This is a genomic window from Stieleria sedimenti, from assembly GCF_025060895.1.
Lineage (GTDB): Bacteria > Planctomycetota > Planctomycetia > Pirellulales > Pirellulaceae > Stieleria > Stieleria sedimenti.
Genome location: NZ_JANZKV010000187.1, coordinates 22,031 through 42,124, shown reverse-complemented (window position 1 = coordinate 42,124; position 20,094 = coordinate 22,031). Strand labels below are relative to the sequence as shown.

Sequence of the window (20,094 nt, the reverse complement as noted above, 5' to 3'; positions counted from 1 at the left end):
GTATTGGGCTAAAGCCGCCCACGGTCGCTGCGTCGCAGCGACCGGGAATCGCCTCAAGGCGAAACACCAACGGTTGCTGAATCCCTGGTTACTGACGCCGAAACGAGTTGGCAGTCGGCTCAAATCTCAAGTCTGAAATCTCACCGCTACTCACTCTTGAGACGCAGGGCCGCGGTCACCAATTGGACGAACTCGCTTCGCAGTTGAAACTCATCGGGGCCGACGTTGGCCTGTGCGACTTCGAGGACGTTGCGGAGTGTCCAATCGCCGGCGAACTCACTGTGTCGAAGCTGCATGCCGAAGGCGGCCACTGAGGCGGCGAATCGGAAATCCGAATCCGCCTTGGCAAAGGCTTGTTCGTTGTCTTTGACGCTCCGTTCGATCAACGTGCTGGTGTCGCCGTCGGGTTGTTTGTAACGCAGCTTGACCGTCATGGCCTCGTTCGACGAAGCGGCTTCGGTCAATTCGGGCGAACTCTGATACTTCAGCGGATCGACTTGTGGCGCGGCGTCCTCTTGTTCGCCAGCCAGCACCAATTCGTACAACGCCGTGACTTGGTGACCGGCTCCGATTTCACCGGCGTCTTTGCTGTCGTCATTAAACTCTTCTTTCGCCAACACGCGATTTTCGTAGCCGATCAATCGGTACTTGGAAACGACGCGACGATTGAACTCGATTTGGATTTTGACGTCTTTGGCAATCGTCACCAGCGTCGCATCGGTTTGACGGACCAGCACCTTGTGGGCTTCGTTGACGGTGTCGATGAAGGCATAGTTTCCGTTTCCTTCGCCGCTGATTTGTTCCATCATGGCGTCGTTGTGGTTACCCATTCCGAATCCCAAGGCCGTCAAGAAGATTCCTCCGGACGCTTCTTCTTTGATCAGCCGCACCAACTGGTCGGTTCCGCTCAGGCCGACATTGAAGTCGCCGTCGGTGCACAGGATCACGCGATTGACGCCGTCCTTGATGAAGTGATCACGCGCGGTCGCATAGGCCAATTGGATACCGGCACCACCGTTGGTGCTGCCACCGGCGGAGAGTTGCGAAAGCGCCTTGATGATTTTCTTTCGTTTCCCGGCGGGCGTGCTGTCGAGCACCATGCCGGCCGAACCGGCGTAGACAACGATCGCCACCCGGTCTTCTTTGCCGAGTTGCTTGGTCAGCATTTTCATGCCCTCGAGGACCAGCGGCAATTTATTCGGCTGATTCATTGATCCGCTGGTGTCCAACAGGAACACCAGATTGCACGGTGGGCGTGAATCAGGCGTCAGGCGTTTGCCCTGGATCGCGATCCGCGCCAAGCGATGATCGTTGTTCCAAGGACAACTGGCGATCGTCACGTCGGTCGCGAAGGGATGCTCCGAATCAGGCTTGGGCGATTCGTATTGGTAGTCAAAGTAATTGACCAGTTCTTCGATCCGAACGGCGTCCGGTCGCGGCAGTCGGCCTTCGACCAGCGTGCGTCGCAGCTTGCTGTAGCTGGCGGTGTCGACGTCGATCGAAAATGTACTCAGCGGATGCTCGCGGACTTGCTTGAATTCATTTTCGACGATCGGATCAAAGCGATCTCCGTCGGTGTGGGGCAATGCGGCGTCGCGTTTGGCCAATGACAGAGCGTCGAGTTTCGCTTCAGGCTGTTTGACGGCAAAATCTCCAACGATTCGGCGGTCATGGACGGCTTCCGCTTCCTTTTCAACGAGCCATAGCACGCCTCCTTGGGCCGACGTTGCGACACGTTGAGCTCGTCCTCCGTCAATCGACTTCGACAGGATCGGAGCCGCGAACGACGGAGCCATCGGGGCAGCGGTCGGAGCAGGAATGCCCGAGGGATGCGTCGGATCGCCCGGTGCCGACATCCCGAACGGATGCGGCTCACCGGCGGGTGCGGGTTGATTAGCGGGTGCGGGTTGATCGGCGGAGGCGGGTGCAGCAGCCAAGGCGGGTGTCGGGGCTGGTTCGGGTGTCGGGGCTGGTTCAGCGGCGCGAGCGGGCGCACTCCTGAGAGATCGTCTCGACATGGCGTCGAGGGACTTGCCCCGTTCCGCGTTCGCTCCCTCGGCCGGCAGAAGACTCAAATCCGCAACAGGCTTCGTCTCCGCTTGGGGGTCTGCAGGGACGATCGCCGATTGCTCAAGCGATTTCACCTCGGCAGCGTTTACCTCGGCAGTGTTCGCGTCGGCGCCAGATGGTTCCGCTTGGAGCTGCAGGCTCACCGACTCGCGGATCATCGATTCTCGGATCATCGACTCGCCGACAGCGGACTGCTCCAAGCGTTCGCCTTCTCCCACCGTAGCGATCGCAGCCGACTCGTCCAGCACTTCGTCGTACGCCGCATCCAACTCGGGCTCGGGACCGGGACCGGGCGCGCTGAGTTGGTGCTGCGCGACATGTGATTGTTTCAGCAATGGGACGATACCGATCAGCAGCAACACCGATGCGGCGGCGGCCAACAGCAGAGCGACCCATCGTTTGGTCGATCTTGAGGTTTCCATCAGACTCGGCTCGATCCTTGTCTCGGCGTCGCGACGGCTTGCCGACGCCGCCAAGATCTGTTCGCGTCGCTCACCGTCGAGTGTCTTGGGTGGTTCCTCGGCGAACAACGTCTGCAACCGTTCGGTGACTCGGCCGGCTTGATCGACGGCCGCGCGGAGCGGGTCGTTTGCGGCCATCGATTGTTCGAATGCTGCGGCGTCCTGTGGGGAGAGTTCTCCCATCACGTAGGCCGTGATTCGGGCGTCATCCCAAACCGACGTGTCGTCGGTTGCATTCTGGGGGCGATTGGAATCAGACATGGTATTTGCCTCTCGGCGTATGGGCTGGAATGGATCGGCTGAAATAAATCGGCAGCGAATGAATGGGAGACCGATTCAGGTGGTGGCGACGGCATCTTTGAGGGCGCGGACGGCGGCGTGCAGGTGAAAGCCGACGTTGCTGACGGTCAGCCCGGTGACCTCGGCGATTTCGCGGTAGCTCAATCCGGCTTGCATCCGCAAACGAAGCACTTCCTGCTGCCGACCGGACAATCGTTCGACCAGCACCGCCAATCGGTTTTCCGTCGCGTGGGTCTGTTCGGCGGCCAGGGCCGCGGTCGCGGCGTCGGGGTGGGGGTCCTGCACCGTGATCTCGGCGGCATCGATCGGGTGCGCATGTCGGGTACGTTGCATGTCAATCACTCGGCTGCGGCAAACGGCAAATAGCCAGGGCTGGACTCGGGAGACGATCTTTCCGCGCTCCTCGCGACAGAGCCGTAAAAAGGTTTCTTGCACCGCGTCCTGGGCGGCCTGCCAATCGCCGTTGAGCATCCGGCGGGCATATGCAAGCAATTGCCCCTCGTAGCGACTGATCAGCTGCGACAATTCATCCGGGGACCAGGCTTGCCGCTGCTGGGGCGGCAAATCCGCGGTCGGATCGGCGCCGGCGTTCGGCCCGGACTCGGGTTCGTCGGCCAACATTTCGGCTGCGGAGTGGTCTGGCATGGTGTTCAGGGTCGAATCGTGGACGCGGTACAGACGACAACACGAACGGGCGTCGACCTTGTTAGGGAAACGGTTCGATTTTCCTGCCGTTTTTGTGAAGCTGTTTTCTATTGACCTGATCGATTGTCCGCGGTTATCACCCAACGCGGAGTTCCCCGCTCAAAAATCATCGCGATCGGTGTGGTCCGACCGGCAAACGGGACTCTCCGCCACTCGCGAATTCCGCATAACAATACGAACAAGGAAGGTTCGATCATGGCTGGCCCAAACACCACTGTCCCGTTGCTGGACGTGAACCGCGACAACAAGCCCCATCGCGACGAATTCGTCGAAGCCCTCGCCGCGGTCGTCGACAGCGGTCGATTTCTGTTCGGCCCCGACGTCGCAGAACTGGAAAACGAGATCGCCCAGTACAGCCAAGTCGAACATGCCGTCGGATGTGCCTCCGGCAGCGACGCGCTGTTGCTTTCGTTGATGGCGTTGGACATCAAAGCCGGCGATGAAGTCATTGTGCCCAGTTTCACCTTTTTTGCGTCGGTCAGCTGCATCACGCGGTTGGGCGCGACACCGGTGTTCGTCGACATCTGTCCGGATACGTTCAACATCGACCCGCAGTGCGTTGCCGAGGCGATCACGGGAAACACCAAGGCGATCATCCCGGTGCACCTGTTCGGCCAGTGTGCCCAAATCGATCGGATCTGCCAGATCGCCAACGACCACGACATCCCCGTCGTTGAAGACGCCGCACAAGCGATCGGCGCGGCGTACCACTCACGCCCCGCGGGCAGTTGGGGACTGGTGGGATGCTTTAGTTTTTACCCGACCAAAAATCTTGGCGCGATGGGTGACGCAGGCATGCTGACCAGCGGCGATGCGGTGATGGCCGATCGCTTGCGTTTGTTGGCCGGCCACGGCATGCGTCCCCGTTACTACCATCAAGCGGTCGGGATCAACAGCCGGATCGATACGTTTCAGGCCGCCGTGTTGCGGGTCAAATTACGACACCTCGGGGATGCCATCACGTCGCGCAGCAAGATCGCGTCAGGTTACATGGATCTGTTGACGAACCGCGGTCTTGTCGGTCCCGATCAAATCGTCTTGCCGACGGTCGATCCCCATGCGTTCCACGTCTGGAATCAATTCGGAATCCGCGTCGGCGGTGGACGGCGTGATGCCTTGCGTGCCTACTTGGCCGAGCGCGGCGTGGGCAGCGAAATCTATTACCCGGTTCCGATGCACAAGCAGCAGTGCTTTGAGTACTTGAACGTGGACGGCAGCACGCTGCCGGAAACCGAGCGTGCCAGCGCGGAAATTTTGAACCTGCCGATCTTCCCGTCGTTGACCGAAGCCGAACAGCAGCAAGTCGTCGACTGTATCGGCGGATACTACCAGGCCGGCGCCAAAGCGGCCGCGTAGCGGTTGATGTCGAACGAGAAGGCCGTTGGCGGTGCAGGTGCTAGCGGAACGGCGCAAGCCGTCCGGTCGCGTTTCAAAAAACACCGTGAAGGACCGGAGGGCTCGCGCCCTACCGCTAACATCTAGCTGCCGGATTTAGCGGAACGGCGCGAGCCGTCCGGTGAAGCTGGAATACACCGTCAAGGACCGGAGGGCTCGCGCCCTACCGCTAATAAGCAGCACCGCGTTGGGTGCCAAAGTCGGCGAATCGCCACCTCCGGCGACTCGCTTGCCTCTCTCCGGGATACCGGCCGCTACGTCACCGGCAAGTTCGACGCGTCAAACGCGTCGGGCAACAACTGTGAAAGCCGACGAATCTGCCGCGCCCCGGTTAGCACATCGGTCATGATGACTTGCATGTCGCTGGCGAATTCGGAGAGGAATTGTCGGCAGGCCCCGCACGGGCTGACACCACCCACGCTGGCGATTGCGATCGCTTGAAACGCGCGGTGACCTTGGGACACCGCCGTTGCCGTCGCCACCCGCTCGGCACAGATCGATAACGAATAGCTGGCGTTTTCGACGTTGCAACCGCTGACGACGGCTTCACCGGGAATCCAGAGCGCCGCCCCGACATAGAAGTGACTGTGGGGCGCGTACGCTTGATCCCGCGCCTCCACAGCCGCACGCACCAACTGGTCGATCTCTCGGGTTTTCAACTCAATCATTTGGGCAGTGCAACGCGTGGAAGAAGCTAGAAGAAAAGGGGGCGTGCTGAGACGGATTCGGCGGTGATCTCCACGGCTCGGCGGAGGCTTCTAAGATACTCGTTTTGCCGGCTGGTGTGGCAGTGTAAATCCAGAACAGGTTGACCGCGCTCGACGCGGTCTCCGATTCGCACGTGCATGCGGATCCCGACGGCCGGGTCGATGCGATCGCCCAGCTTGCGGCGTCCGCCGCCGAGTGAAACGATGGTCGATCCGATCTCGTGGCAATCGATGTAACGGACATAGCCGTCCTGCTCGGCCTGCAGGGGCCGGCCGGGGGCGATGTTCAAATCCCCCGCCAAGCGACCGCCCTGGGCGGCGACCATCGCCTCAAAGCGTTCCATCGCGGACCCGTCGTCCAGGGCCCGGTTGAGCCGCTGCGTCGCATCGTCGAGATCCGTGGCGACGCCGACGCTGGTCAGCAAGAGAGCGCACAGCCGGACGGTCAATTCGCGGACGCCTTGGAGCGCGGGGTCCGACGGTGGCCCGGCCAGAATTCCCACCGCTTCGTTGACTTCGATCGCGTTACCGATCGCCTTACCCAGCGGCTGGTCCATGTCCGAGATCAGCGCCTGTGTCGGCAGTCCCGCCGCTTGCCCGACCTGTTCGATCGAACAAGCCAGCGCGCGGGCGTTATCGAGCGACTTCATGAACGCCGCGCCGCCGACTTTGACATCCATCACCAAAGCGTCCAAGTTGGCGGCCAGCTTTTTGCTGAGAATGCTGGCGGTGATCAACGGAATCGATTCGACGGTCCCGGTCACATCACGCAGAGCGTACAGTCGGCGGTCGGCCGGTGCGATGCGTTCGCTGGCACTGATGATGAACGCACCGACCTGGCGGAGCACCGCACCGGAGGCTTGTTCGGACAAATCGGTGCGGAAACCGGGAATCGCTTCCAACTTGTCGAGCGTGCCGCCGGTCAGTCCCAGTCCGCGTCCGCTGACCATCGGCACGTGGACGCCACAGGCGGCCAACAACGGGGCCAGGATCAGGGAGACCTTATCCCCCAGTCCCCCCGTGCTGTGTTTGTCCACCCGCGGCGTCTGGCCCGACACCTCACGTGGCAGCAGGTCGCCGCTTTCCAGCATCGCCCGGGTCAAGGTCGCCGTCTCACGCTCGGTCATCCCGTTCAAGCAGACCGCCATGGTGAACGCCGACATTTGATAGTCGGCGACACTGCCGTCGCAGAATCCATCGATCAGGAACCGGATCTCGTCATCTTGGAGCGCGTTTCCGTCGCGCTTCTTGGCAAGCAGGTTAGCCGTCAGCATGCGGATGACCGTGGTATGCAAGGTCGTTATAGTGGATTGCGTCAACAAAGATCGTGCCACGTGTTCCCCTTTCTGTCGACCTCCAGGAAAAGTGATGTTGTGCTCCCGTTCCTTGATTGCATTGGTTTTCTCCGTCATCACCACGATGATGGTCACCCAGTGTCTGGCGGCCCAAACGGAATCGAATATCACCGCCCCCGAAGGCGACCAAGCGGCTTCGGAAACGCCGGACCGGGAACCGCTCCAACCCGCAGCGTCGGTCGAGACCCCGAGTGGCGAGCCGCCGAAAACCGAGTCGGGTGGTGCCGAGTCGGGTGGTGCGGCCGAGGCCAGCCCCGAAGTGCTTGCGGCGCTCCAAGCGGGCCCCCGCGCGCTGTCCCTGGCGTTTCGCATGGCCGCCAAACGTGCGACGCCGTCGGTCGTCGTGTTGTATGCCTACGGCCAGAACGGGGATCCGGGTGAATCGAGTGAAACCGAAGCCCCGGAAGACGAATTGCCGCTGTTGGAACGCGCGGAGATCCCGACGCCGCCGCCGGCCGAAGAGAAGCTGACCGGGTTGGGATCCGGGGTGATTGTTTCGGCCGACGGGCTGATCATCACCAACAACCACGTGATCACCGGTGCGACGCGGGTCGTCGTGCAATTGCCCGATGAAACCCGCGTGGACGCGAAAGTGGTCCGCGGCGACCCGGACAGCGACGTGGCGATGGTCCGCGTGGAATTTCCCGAACCACTCGATCCGATCTCGGTCGGCGACAGCGACAAGCTGGAGATCGGCGATTGGGTGCTGGCGATCGGCAGCCCTTTCAAATTGGAAGCGACGGTCAGTGCGGGGATCATCAGCGGCAAAAACCGTCGTTTGGATCGGATACGACGCAGCAGCATGCTGCAGACCGATGCCGCGATCAATCCCGGAAATTCCGGCGGTGCGCTGATCGATCTGGATGGCAAAGTGGTCGGAATCAGCACCGCGATCGCCACGCGGAGCGGGTTTTACCAGGGCGTGGGGTTCGCGATCCCGATCAACCAGGCCCGCTGGATCGCCGACGAACTCGACCGCCACGGCAAAGTTCGCCGTGCCGCGATCGGTACCACCCTGGTGGAACTGAAGCCGCGAATCGCAAAACAATTTAATTTGGAGCCGTATTCTGGTATCCTGGTTTATCAGATCATCAACGGATCGGTCGCCGAACAGGCGGGCATCGAGCCCCAGGACGTGATCGTGGAATTCGCCGGCGAACAGGTGCGGGATTCCATTGGGCTTCAGGAGGCGATTGAACGCAAACCGATCGGTTCAAAACAGCCAATCGTCGTCCGGCGCAAGGGAAAACGCGTCGAATTGACCGTCGAACTGGCGACGGTCGACGATCCGACCGGTCAAGAATGAGAAACCAACATTGTCTGCGTTTCGCCTCTTTCCTACCATTCCACAACGGCCCAACTTGCGCGGGCCTATGATAGAGCGGGTTCCACCAGGAAATCTCGCCTCTTTCGACTCCCGAAACATCCCACCCGAATATCCGGACCAATCATATGGATCGCCGTTTCACAATGCGTACGATCGTCACCGCCGCGGTTCTCGTTTGTTTGGCACAGGCCGGTTCCTCGCAGAGGATCCTGGCCCAGCCTGCCGTCCCCGAGCTTCCGGGTGTCGAGAATGCCACTGCCACGGCGCCTCCCCAAGCGACGGCCCAGGATCGACGGATTGCGAAGCTGATTGCGTCCCTGATTCCCAAATTCCACATCTCGTCGGCTGAACTGGATGACACCATCAGCCAGCGGGCGCTTGATCTGTATCTCGATCGATTCGATCCACTGAAGCTGTACTTCTACCAGTCCGACATCGATGAGTTCGCCCGATTTCGCAACCAGATCGATGATATGGTCAAACAGGGTGACCTGAGCCTGGCCTACACGATCTTCAACCGATTCACACAACGCGTCGACGAACGCGTCGCGATGGCACTGGAAATGCTTGATTCGGAATTCGACTTCACCGAAGACGAGTACATCATCGTCGACGCCGACGCGGCCAGTTACGCCAAAACGCCCGAAGAAGCGAACCAGCGTTGGCGCCGGCAAATCAAGTACGCCCTGCTCGATCTGCGTGACGACGACACCGTCGGCGACGAGGCACGCGATCTACTCCGCCGCCGCTACCTGCGTTACGCCCGGCGATTCAAGTCCTACAGCAACGATGATCTGCTGGAAGCGTATTTGACGTCGGTCACCAGCGCCTTCGACCCCCACTCGACCTACATGTCGCCCTCGACGCTGGACGATTTCAACATCTCGATGGGATTGAAGCTGCAAGGGATCGGTGCCGCCCTGCGGGAAAAAGACGGCAACACCGTTGTCATGCAAATCATTCCCGGCGGTGCGGCCGATCAAGACGAACGGCTCCAGCCCGATGATGTGATCGTTTCGGTCGGCCAGGGCGATGAAGGCCCGATGGTGGACATCGTTGAAATGCCCCTAAAAGACGTCGTCAGCCTGATTCGCGGCAATGCCGGAACCGTCGTCCGCCTGGGCGTCAAAGTCGGCGGCAAGGGCAAGGTCGAAACCTATCAAATCACCCGCGCCAAAGTCGAACTGGAGGAGTCCGCCGCACGTGGCAAGATTCTCGATCACACGATGCCCGATGGCAGCGTTCGCAAGATCGGCTTCATCAACCTGCCCAGCTTCTACATGGACATGCAAGCGGCACGCGAGAACCGAACCGATTTCCGCAGCAGCACACGCGACGTCCGAAACATCCTGATGGAATTCAAAAGCAAGGGTGTCGAAGGCGTCGTGATCGACCTGAGCCGCAACGGTGGCGGGTCGTTGACCGAAGCGATCAATCTGACCGGACTGTTCATCAACCGTGGACCTGTCGTCCAGGTCAAAGATTCACGCGGACAAATCCAACAGTACAACGACGAAGAAGTCGGCACGGTTTGGAGCGGACCGTTGGTCGTGCTGACCAGCAAGTTCAGCGCCAGCGCCAGCGAGATCTTCGCCGGTGCGATCAAGGATTACAATCGAGGCATCATCGTCGGTGACCCCGCCACTCATGGCAAAGGGACGGTACAAACGCTGATGGACCTCGGCGAACGTCTGTTCCTGACCCAACGCCAAAACTACGGGGCGTTGAAAGTCACCCTGCAACAGTTCTATCTGCCCGACGGAGAAAGCACGCAACGCGGCGGCGTCGCGGCCGATATCGTATTGCCCAGTTTGACACAGAAAATGGATGTTGCCGAAGGCGACCTCAAGTACGCTCTCAAAGAAGACCGCATCAACGGTGCGCGTCACGATATCTATAACCTGGTTCCGAACGACCTGCTCACCGAACTGCGACAAAACTCCGAGCAACGCGTCAAAGCCGACAAGGAATTCGTCGATCTGATGCGACGCATCGAACTGTTCGTCAAGCAGAAGGAAGAGCAAACCGTTCCGCTGGAAGAAACCGCGTTCATGCAGCGACGCGATGAGCTCGACGCCCAGAAGGAAGAGGAAAAGGAAGAAATCGAACAGGAGACAGACAAACAGGTCTTCCGAGATACCTTCTACAACCGCGAAGTGATCAACATCGCCGGTGACTACATCGAAGGCCTCCGCCGAGAAAAGCTGGTCCGCAACTGAGAGCGGTCTAAGCTGCCATGCCAGCATGCTGCGTGAGCAAGTGGCGTGTGATCGCTGTGCCTCGTTCCAAGGCTCCGCCGTGGAACGCGTTGGTTGTGTGGCTCTCGCCAAACGCGGTTTGCGGTTTGAAGGTGTTAGCGGAACGGCGCGAGCCGTCCGGTCGCGTTTCAAAGACACCGTGAAAGACCGAAGGGCTCGCGCCCTACCGCTAACAACACATTGCGGTTTGAAGGTGTTAGCGGAACGGCGCGAGCCGTCCGGTCGCGTTTCAAAGACACCGTGAAAGACCGGTGGGCTCGCGCCCTACCGCTAACAACGCATTGCGGTTTGAAGGTGTTAGCGGAACGGCGCGAGCCGTCCGGTCGCGCTTCAAAAACACCGTGAAAGACCGGAGGGCTCGCGCCCTACCGCTAACAACGCATTGCGGTTTAAAGGTGTTAGCGGAACGGCGCGAGCCGTCCGGTCGCGTTTCAAAGACACCGTGAAAGACCGGAGGGCTCGCACCCTACCGCTAACAAGGCATTGCGGTTTAAAGGTGTTAGCGGAACGGCGCGAGCCGTCCGGTCGCGCTTCAAAAACACCGTGAAAGACCGAAGGGCTCGCGCCCTACCGCTAACAAATCGTTCACGGCGTAGGGCGGAGCCTGGGAACAAGCGGGAGATCAACACGGGCCGCTCGCTAACGCTTCCCGCTGGCATCGATCACGCCCCCTCCAACACCTGCATTGGATTGATCCGAGTCCAGCGATCGATCCGTTCGGCATCGATTCCCAAACGGCTGGCGAGCATCTCGGCCATCTGCGGCATCGTGGTCGCGCAGCCGGCAAAATGCTGATGGCCTTCGGCCCAAGCGGCCAAGTGCTGGTCGACTTCGACCATCTGTCCGGCCAGTCGATAGAAACCCGGTCCCAGTCCGGCGGCGCCGATCGCGTCAGTCACGATCACGATGTTCTGTTCCGGAACACACTTCAAATAGTTCCCCAGCGCGAACCAGGGCACGTGATGTCCATCGGCGATGAAGGAGATTTTGAGGTGGTCGGAGAGCGATAACACGCGTTGGACAATGTTGTCGTGGCGATGCATCTGCCCCGGGCATCCATTGCCGAGGTGCGTGAACATTGACAATCCGGCGTCGATCGCCTGGCGCAACTGAGCGATCGACGCGTCACAGTGCCCGGCGGCAACGACGATCGACCGATCGCACAGCCAGCGGGTGACCTCGACGCTGCCGTGCATTTCCGGGGCCAGCGTGAGCAACCGCACGCGACCGCGGCCCGCCTCGACCAACTGCTCGGCCAATTCGATCGATGGTTCGCGCACACAGTCCGCCGGATGGGCACCCACAAATCCCGGTTCGGGGCTGAGGAAGGGGCCTTCGACGTGGATGCCCGCGACGATCTCGGCGATTTCGGCATGTGTCTCGGCGGCATCGGCCAGGCGTCGGATACGACGGACCATGGCGTCGATCTTGTCGGTGATGATCGTTGGCAGAAACGAGGTGAGGCCGTCGCTGCGCATCTGCCGGCAAGCCGATAGGATGGCCTCGTCGGTCAAGTCATCGCTGTTGAAGTCGACGCCGTAATAGCCGTTGACCTGCAAATCAACAAAACCGCTCATTCGACTCGCTCCAGCGTTGCTTTGACGTCCTCGGGGATCTTGCTCGCCGCGGCGTCGTCGATGATCAACGTCGTCCCCGAATGGTTTCTCAAAATACTGGCGGGGACATCGGGAGTGATCGGACCGCACAACGTGTCGCGGACCGCAGCAGCCTTGCGTTCATCGGGCACGCTGCAGTAGATCTTATTGGTTTTCAAAATCTGTCGGATCGACATGCTGATCGCGTGGGTGGGGACCTCGTCCAAGGAACCGAACCAGCCCTCGCCGACCTGCTGCATGCGACACTCATGATCCAATTCGACGATCAAGTAAGGCGAATCGGTTTCAAAGTCCGCCGGTGGATCGTTGAACGCCAAGTGGCCGTTCTCACCGATTCCGACCAGGGCCACGTCGACAGTGACGGAGGAGACTTTGGTGGCCGCCCGACGGACCGTCTCGGTCGCATCGGTGTCGCCGGCCAAGTAATGGAACGACGCCAGCGGAACCTTGTCGACAAAACGTTCTTTCAAGTAACCGCAAAACGATGCCGGGTGGTCGCGGCCGATGCCGATGTATTCGTCCAAGTGGAATCCGTGCACGCGACTCCAATCGACGTCGTCTTGCGCGACCAGATGCGCCAGAACCTCAAACTGTGACGCACCGGTGGCCACAATCAGATAGGCCGCTCCATTTTTTTCGATGGCATCTCGAAGGTCTTGGGCGGCGTGTTCGGCAGTGTACCGTCCCATCTCGGACGGCGTTTTGGTGACGATTGTCTTCACAGTGAATCCCGATTGGCTCCATTGGGTGTCTCGAATTGACCTGATCTAGCGATCGATCGCTGCTGGTCAGTAGGATCGCGCCGTTGCGGCAAGATCTCGGCGGATCGGGCCGTGCGGCGACGACCGCTGCAGATCTTAACACGTTTTCGTCCCCCACCCAGCATGCCCAGACCTTTGGTGAACCTGCGTCATTTCGGTCTCGCGTTCGAACGGTCCTTCAAACAGCACCGTTGGCTGTGGCGCTATGCCCATTGCAAACGTGTGTTCGACAGTTGGAGCGAGCGGGCGGGCGGTGACGCGATTGCGACATCGCAGCCTGATGCATCGCGGCGCTGTCTGCTGGACTTACGACGGATCGCCAGCGACGGCGAGCAAGGCCGGCGATTTCACGCCTTGGTGATGCTGTTGCGGCGGGGCGGTTATGAATTGTCGATGGTCCCCCGTCTGGCCTTTTTGCAAACCGGCCATCGTGCATTCAAAGCGAACGCGCTGTCGGAAACCCGCCCGTTCTTCGCAGACCAGGTGCCAGCAGATTCTTGTCCCTTTGATCTCTGTTTGTCCGACGGCACCACGGCGCATCGCCACGCGCGACGAACGCTGCCGGTCCTGACCGGCACTCAAAAGCCGCTGCAGCCGGGCGACCTGGCGATGCCCTACAGTTTTTTTCCCGCCGTCTGGGATCATGGCGAAGATCAACGCTTTGAAGAATACCGTGGTCGTCCCCGGGTCTGGCGGTTTTTTTTCGGGGGGCACTGTTCCGAAGCGTCTTATCGCCGGATCAAGAAGTACACGCGGATCCAGCCCGTTGAACGGCACCGCGTGGTCCGCGAAGTCAACCAGTACTTCGCCGACTCCACACTCTGGATCGACTGTGATGAACAACTGGAATCGGCGCAACGACAACGCCATGAATCGTTCGTCATGATCGATAACGCGACCTATCGTCCCGATGCCAGTCGGTGGCTGGGATTGCTCGCACAGTCCGACTTTTTTCTGGCCGCCCCCGGTTGCGATTACCCGCTTTCGCACAATGCGATCGAAGCCATCGCCGTCGGCACGATCCCGGTGCTGGAGTACGGTTCGCTGTTCACGCCACCGCTGAGCGATGGTGAGAATTGCATCGCCTACCAAGGCATCGACGGTTTGCGTCGCGCCGCGGCACGAATCGAAACCATGGATGAACATCAAATCGTCAAACTACGCCGCGGTGTGATCGACTACTACGAATCACACCTCAGCCCGGCGGCGTTTTGTCGAGACCTGGAAAACCGAGCGACGAAGCGGCTGCACCTGTTCCCCTACCTCACGCCCGCGGCAAGACGCACGGCTTAAATGCTTCACAGCGTAGCCCTACCGGGGGAATGCATTTCCAAGCGCAATCCAACGGCACCTACCGCGATGACTCGCCCGTCACGTCGTCGGCCGTCAACCAACCTCGCTGGACTTGATCGCCAAACACCTCCAATGATCGTCGGATCGCCAGTTGCAGGTCGGTTTGTGGAACGTCCGGAAAGGCTTCGAGATACGGTTCATACTCCAGATCGCAGATGAACGGGACGGTTTGGTCGCCGATCGAAATCTGGAATCGGTCTGCGATGCCGAGCTCGGTGGTCGCGTGACGAAGCACGTCGACAAAGGTCGCCGTGTCGACGGTTTGACTGGGTAAGGTAAACGCGCCATATCCATCGAATGGCCCGAGGACGGCGTTGCCGAACGCCGCGCCGACATCGGGTGCGAACAGGTAATCTTGTCGCGAACGGAATGGAATCTTGTAGGGCAAACCGAGCGCGACACACTTCATTGCGGTCGTCGGTGTGGACGTCAGTCCGGCGTCACGTCCGGGGCCGAACAGGACGCCGGGGCGAAGACTGATGGTGGGGGTTCCGGTTTCGCCACAGAAGAGTCGCGCCAAGTTTTCACCGGCAAGCTTCCAAACGCCGTAGACATTGACCGGTTCGGGCACCGCCAGCATCGGAACGCGGTCTTGTGGGTAGGCGGCGCGGGGTCCATAGACGGCGATGGAGCTGGCATAGACGAATCGTTCCAACGGTCGAGCGCAGTCCTTGATCGCTTCGATCAGGTGTTGCGTGCCGGCCAGGTTGATCTGCAACCCCAAATCACGATGGGCATTGCAGTCGGGGGTTTGCAGTGCCGCCAAGTGCACCACGTGCGTGACTTCGTTTGCGCGCAGCATCTCCGCCATTCGCTTCGGATCGCTGACATCCGCCTGGACGAAAATCATCCGATCGCGATCGACATCGTGGAACACGCGTTCGCTCCGCGCGGAACTGACGCTGCGGCTGCACACGATCAGTTCGGCATCGCAGTGGGCGATCAACCACTTGGCCGTTTCCGCGCCGATGCATCCGTATCCGCCGGTAATCAGAACGGTCTGTCGCGTCATGGTATCGCTCTCGTCCTCGGCCCAGGGTTCGGAGGTTTTAGTTTAGCCTGTCGCATCGGCTCGATGTTCTCGCTTGGGAGGCGTGTCTGTGTTGCAAACGTACGCGATGCAGCAAACACGCTTCACCATCTTCGTACGGGAGTCGAATGCAATGTTGGTACAACGTTTTTTTTGGGTCGGTTTGATGCTGTGCACCGGCACGGTCGGTTGGTCACAGGATTTCGCAACAATCTATTTCGGTGATCCAGACATCGAAGAGATCGTGATCGACCGCCTCGATGCCGGGGATGACCCGATCAAGAAAGGATACGACCGCTTGGACATGATCGCCGAGCCGCTGTTTCCGTCGATCGGTTTGTTTCGCAGCGTCACGACGACGTATCGGACGCTTTCGCGCTGAGACACGCCGTGGCGAACATGCGGGCTGATCGATCGGGATCAGCCGTCTGTCGCGAGGCCGACGGGTACTCCATCGCTTGGGACGTCAATTTTATTACTGCCGGTACTCTAATAAATACACTGGCTCCCTTCTCCCCCACAAATCGACAAGCAAGCTTGTTAACGATTTGTGGGGGAGAAGGGTGCCATATCCGTCAGGAATTAAATCGACTGCCCTCCGGATACCCAACACCCGCAAGAACCCTCCGGAGGTCACTAGCGTCCGGCTCGCAGTTCGCTCGTCATGCGTTGGAACTCTTTCCGAATCGCTTCGTTGTTGAATTCGCGGAGCGAGGGGACTTTGAGTTTCATCAGTGTTTCAAAATCACGGCGTCCGGTGTTCATCAGCGCCGCGACGTCGCTGGATAGTTTGACCGTGTCATAGGTGTTCATGGCGGTGGCCAATTTCTTTTGGGCCAGCTTGTTTTCCTTTTCGATCAGCGCCGCGTTGCGTTTGAGGTATTCGACGTACAAGCCGGCGGTCTGGCGCGTCAATTCGTTGGAGGCGATGTTTGACTCGAGGACGTCGCGGTCGCCGCCGCTGACCTTGATCAGCGTTTGCGCCTGTTTGATGTTCTGTTCCGCCTGGGCGGCAAACTCCTTGAGTTTCGGGATGTGTTTTTCGTGGACGTCGCGGACGAACGTCTTTTGAATTCGATCCATCACATGGATCATGACGACGTAAATCCCATAGTAACGCTTCGACACATCCAACGCCTCGCCGCTTTCTTCGGTCAGTTCCTGCAGCTGCGCCGTGACGTGTTTGATGTTGTCAAAAACGACCGCCATCGTGACGATGTCATCGCCCGAGACCGAGGACAGCAACGACTCGACACCCTCTTGATCGACTTCGACTCCGATCTTCGAGAGTTCCTCGGCGAATGTCTTTTTCAGTTTGACCAGGATTGCTTTTTGACGTTCGATCTCCTTCTCCTCCGAGGCGATGCTCTCATCGAGGGCTTCTTTGGAAAGCTCAAACGGGTTGACCTTGTCGAGCTGACTTTGATCCTTCGCCCAGGACGCGGAGACCCGCTGGCGGCGATAGTCGGCGATGTTGGTCTGGGACTGCGCGATGGCCTCGTTGGCCTCGCGAATCCGGCGGCGATAGTCACTGACCTCTGAAATGCTCAGCGCCACGATTGCCTGATCGAGCAGCTCGTTGATCTGCGCGGAGTTGGATTGTTTGTCCAGCTTGAAGGGGATCACCGAACTGTCAGGCAGCTCGGCATGTCGATCGACCAACTGACGTGTCTCTTCCAAGGTCGGCAAGACACGTTCAAAGAGATCGCCCAGGCGTTGACGCAGCCGGCCGTCGCCGATCGTTTCCGAGACGATGTCGATGGCGGAGTCCCCGTCGGCGGAGTTCACGTCGGCGGCGTTCACGTCAGCGGTCTCGACTTGGCCGGCGGTGGACGCGTCGGATCCGAACGTGCCGCTGAATGGATTTTTTTCGCAGCCACAGCATCCGATCAGAATTGCGGCAAGCGTCAAACAGGGGGGGAAGCTTCGCATGGGTATCCTTCAGGAGAGGTGGGTCACGCCACGAGTCATCTTAACGCCCGGATCTGCCCAGACAAAACCAAGGCCGGGTTTGGACTGAAAATCGGGCGCAGGCCGTCATTGTTTTGGATCATCACCGACCCCGGACGATACAATGATGGTTCGCCCGACGCCTGTCGAATCTTTGCCGATTGGATCGATGAATCAGCCAAACTGCGAGAAAAAACAGCAACATGTTCGGATGCTCCGGCAGCTGCAACGGAAAACGCCGTTTGCCACGATCGCGGTCCAATTGGTCGGTGGCGAAACGATCGTCATCGCCGACCCCTGGCAGTTTGTCGTTGACGCGGACCGCCTCTATGCGATCGTGCCCCCGTCCAAGCACGTCCGGTCGATCCCGCTGAGCGAGATTCATCGGATCGGACGGCGACGGCACGTTGCCGCGTTGCTCGATTGAATCGATGCCGATCACCGAGCGGACGGGAGGCTGGACGCGCGCCGATCCGCACCTTTGCTGTGCCGATAACGCACGGGCGTGCGCGTGCCATCGCAGCGGAGGGATGTCGGTTTCGCCTGCGGCTTGCCGGCAGCCGCATCGCGATTCGGACAAAATGTCACAGGCCGCCTCTGACAGGCCGTGAAACTCGGCCGATTTCACGCTCGCATCATTTACTTTGACACAATCGATTCCGCTGGCACTATTAGTGCACCATCGAGTGTACTTTCCCGTCTGAAGGACCCCTGCGATGCCCACTTCCATTTTTCAGCGAATTCTCGCTTCGAAATCTTCGGAACAGTACTCCGGTGCTGACGAGTACAGCTTCGAGCTGGCGATCCGTTCGGCGGGCGCGTCGGTTTGCGGCGGGCGCGACTACAACGAAGACCGATTTTACCGATCGGATCGGAGCCAGTTCTACCTGGTCGCCGATGGCATGGGCGGCCACCTGGGTGGTGCGATGGCGAGTCAGATTGCGATGGAAACCATTCCGATGGTTTGGCAGAGCAGGACCTGTCAAAACGCACTGTCCTACTCGGGGATCCGGTCCGCCTATCGGGACGCCATTTCGTGTGCGACGCGGGAAATGTCGACCGCGGTGAGTGATCACCCGGAATACGACCGAATGGGCTGCACGCTGGCGGTCGCGTTCGTTTATTGCGGCCGGATGTATTACGGCCACGTCGGTGATTGTCGCGTCTATCTCCTTCATCACAACAGACTGACACGGCTGACGAAAGATGAAACGCTGGTCCAAGGCTTGATCGATGCGGGCTCTCTCGACGCAAATCAGGCTCGGGTTCACCGCTGGCGTCACATCGTCACCAACAGTGTCAGCGCGCAGGGGTTGCAGCAACCCGCCCGTTTGCGTTCGGCGCAGATCAGCTTGGGCGACCGCGTCATGCTGACATCCGACGGGCTGACCGACGAGCTGACCGATGACGAAATCGCACAAATCATGGCCCGTTGTTTTGACCCGCAAGAATGCGTCGATCAGTTGATCAGCGCGGCGTTAGAGCGCAGAGCTCGCGACAACGTCTCCTGTGTAGTCTTTCAAACCTGACGAGGATGCACGAACCCGGCGACCCCGTCGCGTCACCATTTCCAATGGCAACGAAACCAACATGTTAATGAGCCAACCGCAACACCGTCTCATCCAACTCGATGACGTCACACGCATTGCCTTGATGGTCACGCCGCCCAACGTCGGTGATCCGATCGACCAGGCTCGGCAGGCGGTTTCGACGATTCGGGAGATTCTGAGCCGACAATCGGTTCCGATGGCGTTGACGAAGCAAACCGTCTTTGTCCGATCGGTCGACGACGTCGCGACGTTTCAAGAGCTGTTCAAAGCGACCTACCGAGACCGGGTTCCGGCGACCAGTTTCGTGATTCAACCACCCTGTGGCGGTCAGGCGTTAGCGATCGAAGCCTGGGCCCTTGGCGGCGAAGGGGTCGAGGTGGATTTCCCGTTACCCGATCTGGTCACGGTGTCCTACGATGGACTCCGCTGGATCTACGTCGCGGGGATCACGTCTCCACCGCAGGCCGCCAGTGCGTACGAGGAATCCGAAGACTCGTTTCGTCGACTGGCCGAACGTTTGCAGCATGTCGATGCCAGCTTCAACGACGTTTGTCGGATCTGGTTGTACCAAGGCAGCATCACCGAACTCGAATCCCGTCCGTCGGGTGAGCCGATTGAACGGTATCGAGAACTCAACCGGGCTCGCGCCGAGTTCTTTCAACGGCTCGAATCGGTCGGCCAGATCAACACGTCACGCGACGGCCACTCGTTTTACCCGGCCAGCACGGGAATCGGAATGGCCGGCCCCGGTCTGACGGTCAGTTGCCTCGGACTGCAGACCGATCGAGCAGACGTTTCGTTGCATCCCCTGGAAAACCCGCGACAGACATCGGCCTTCGACTATGCGAGAAAGTTCTCCCCCCGAAGTCCGCTCTTCTCGCGCGCCATGGCCGTCAAAATCGGAGACCACGTGACCACCTGGATCTCCGGGACCGCCAGTATCCTGGATTCAGAAAGCGTTCACCTGGGCGACGTCGAAAAGCAGACCGAACAGACGATCGACAACATCGAAAACTTGATCAGCGGAGCGAACTTTGAACGTCATGGACTGCCGGAGCTGGCCGCCGAGTTGACGGATCTGGCCAAAGTCCGTGTGTATGTCAAACGTTCGGAGGACTATGAGACGTGTCGGTCGATTTGCGAAGCCCGGTTTGGATCCGTGCCGGCGGTCTACGCCGTGGCGGATGTGTGTCGGCCCGAACTGCTTGTCGAGATCGAAGGCGTCGCCTTTTCAGATGTTTCCCCCTCGTCCTAAA

Annotated in this window: 16 protein-coding genes; 8 read left to right on the top strand and 8 right to left on the bottom strand. The window is 59.8% G+C overall.

Annotation, left to right across the window (positions count from 1 at the left end; genetic code table 11):
* Window positions 1-146: 146 nt before the first annotated feature.
* Both NZK35_RS23725 and NZK35_RS23720 read right to left on the bottom strand, forming a co-directional pair.
* Complete coding sequence (locus NZK35_RS23725) at window positions 147-2,792, bottom strand: VWA domain-containing protein (RefSeq protein WP_259635008.1); 2,646 nt, start codon at window positions 2,790-2,792, stop codon at window positions 147-149.
* 75 nt (window positions 2,793-2,867) lie between these two features.
* Complete coding sequence (locus NZK35_RS23720) at window positions 2,868-3,476, bottom strand: RNA polymerase sigma factor (RefSeq protein ID WP_259635007.1); 609 nt, start codon at window positions 3,474-3,476, stop codon at window positions 2,868-2,870.
* A gap of 255 nt (window positions 3,477-3,731) precedes the next feature.
* Between NZK35_RS23720 and NZK35_RS23715 the strand changes: the two genes are divergently transcribed.
* Window positions 3,732-4,892 carry a DegT/DnrJ/EryC1/StrS family aminotransferase gene (locus NZK35_RS23715; protein ID WP_259635006.1) on the top strand — a complete coding sequence of 387 codons (1,161 nt, stop codon included), beginning with the start codon at window positions 3,732-3,734 and terminating at the stop codon, window positions 4,890-4,892.
* A gap of 293 nt (window positions 4,893-5,185) precedes the next feature.
* Here the strand turns inward: NZK35_RS23715 and cdd are convergent, their stop codons facing one another.
* Window positions 5,186-5,599, bottom strand: a complete 414-nt coding sequence (gene cdd / locus NZK35_RS23710) for a cytidine deaminase (RefSeq protein WP_259635005.1) — start codon at window positions 5,597-5,599, stop codon at window positions 5,186-5,188.
* A 26-nt stretch (window positions 5,600-5,625) separates the two neighbouring features.
* Window positions 5,626-6,933 carry a thymidine phosphorylase gene (locus NZK35_RS23705; RefSeq protein WP_259635004.1) on the bottom strand — a complete coding sequence of 436 codons (1,308 nt, stop codon included), beginning with the start codon at window positions 6,931-6,933 and terminating at the stop codon, window positions 5,626-5,628.
* 73 nt (window positions 6,934-7,006) lie between these two features.
* On the opposite strand from NZK35_RS23705, the gene NZK35_RS23700 reads away from it, so the two are divergent.
* Together NZK35_RS23700 and NZK35_RS23695 are read left to right on the top strand one after the other, a co-directional pair.
* Window positions 7,007-8,299, top strand: coding sequence for a S1C family serine protease (locus tag NZK35_RS23700; protein WP_259635003.1), 1,293 nt, complete (start codon window positions 7,007-7,009; stop codon window positions 8,297-8,299).
* A 164-nt stretch (window positions 8,300-8,463) separates the two neighbouring features.
* Window positions 8,464-10,539: a carboxy terminal-processing peptidase gene (locus NZK35_RS23695; RefSeq protein ID WP_259635002.1), complete on the top strand. Its 2,076-nt coding sequence runs from the start codon at window positions 8,464-8,466 to the stop codon at window positions 10,537-10,539.
* 701 nt (window positions 10,540-11,240) lie between these two features.
* On the opposite strand, the gene NZK35_RS23690 is transcribed toward NZK35_RS23695, so the two are convergent.
* Together NZK35_RS23690 and NZK35_RS23685 are read right to left on the bottom strand one after the other, a co-directional pair.
* Window positions 11,241-12,155, bottom strand: coding sequence for an N-acetylglucosamine-6-phosphate deacetylase (locus NZK35_RS23690; protein WP_259635001.1), 915 nt, complete (start codon window positions 12,153-12,155; stop codon window positions 11,241-11,243).
* Window positions 12,152-12,916: a glucosamine-6-phosphate deaminase gene (locus tag NZK35_RS23685; protein WP_323379659.1), complete on the bottom strand. Its 765-nt coding sequence runs from the start codon at window positions 12,914-12,916 to the stop codon at window positions 12,152-12,154. The genes NZK35_RS23690 and NZK35_RS23685 overlap by 4 nt, the downstream gene beginning before the upstream one ends.
* A 162-nt stretch (window positions 12,917-13,078) precedes the next feature.
* On the opposite strand from NZK35_RS23685, the gene NZK35_RS23680 reads away from it, so the two are divergent.
* Window positions 13,079-14,248 (top strand): hypothetical protein, encoded by a 1,170-nt coding sequence (locus tag NZK35_RS23680; RefSeq protein ID WP_259635000.1) that lies wholly within the window; start codon window positions 13,079-13,081, stop codon window positions 14,246-14,248.
* Between the two features lie 58 nt (window positions 14,249-14,306).
* Here the strand turns inward: NZK35_RS23680 and NZK35_RS23675 are convergent, their stop codons facing one another.
* Entirely contained in the window at window positions 14,307-15,320 is a 1,014-nt protein-coding gene (locus tag NZK35_RS23675; protein ID WP_259634999.1) for an NAD-dependent epimerase/dehydratase family protein, read from the bottom strand.
* Window positions 15,321-15,471: 151 nt separating this feature from the next.
* Between NZK35_RS23675 and NZK35_RS23670 the strand changes: the two genes are divergently transcribed.
* Window positions 15,472-15,720 carry a hypothetical protein gene (locus tag NZK35_RS23670; protein WP_259634998.1) on the top strand — a complete coding sequence of 83 codons (249 nt, stop codon included), beginning with the start codon at window positions 15,472-15,474 and terminating at the stop codon, window positions 15,718-15,720.
* Window positions 15,721-15,974: 254 nt separating this feature from the next.
* Here NZK35_RS23670 and NZK35_RS23665 read toward each other — a convergent pair whose 3' ends face one another.
* On the bottom strand, window positions 15,975-17,270 hold the full coding sequence (locus tag NZK35_RS23665; RefSeq protein ID WP_259634997.1) for a coiled-coil domain-containing protein: 1,296 nt from the start codon (window positions 17,268-17,270) through the stop codon (window positions 15,975-15,977).
* A 187-nt stretch (window positions 17,271-17,457) separates the two neighbouring features.
* Between NZK35_RS23665 and NZK35_RS23660 the strand changes: the two genes are divergently transcribed.
* The 3 genes from NZK35_RS23660 to NZK35_RS23650 all read left to right on the top strand — a co-directional run bounded on the left by NZK35_RS23660 (window position 17,458) and on the right by NZK35_RS23650 (window position 20,093).
* On the top strand, window positions 17,458-17,715 hold the full coding sequence (locus NZK35_RS23660; RefSeq protein ID WP_259634996.1) for a hypothetical protein: 258 nt from the start codon (window positions 17,458-17,460) through the stop codon (window positions 17,713-17,715).
* Window positions 17,716-18,004: 289 nt separating this feature from the next.
* Complete coding sequence (locus NZK35_RS23655; protein ID WP_259634995.1) at window positions 18,005-18,817, top strand: PP2C family protein-serine/threonine phosphatase; 813 nt, start codon at window positions 18,005-18,007, stop codon at window positions 18,815-18,817.
* 61 nt (window positions 18,818-18,878) lie between these two features.
* Complete coding sequence (locus NZK35_RS23650; RefSeq protein ID WP_259634994.1) at window positions 18,879-20,093, top strand: Rid family hydrolase; 1,215 nt, start codon at window positions 18,879-18,881, stop codon at window positions 20,091-20,093.
* Window position 20,094 lies beyond the last annotated feature (1 nt).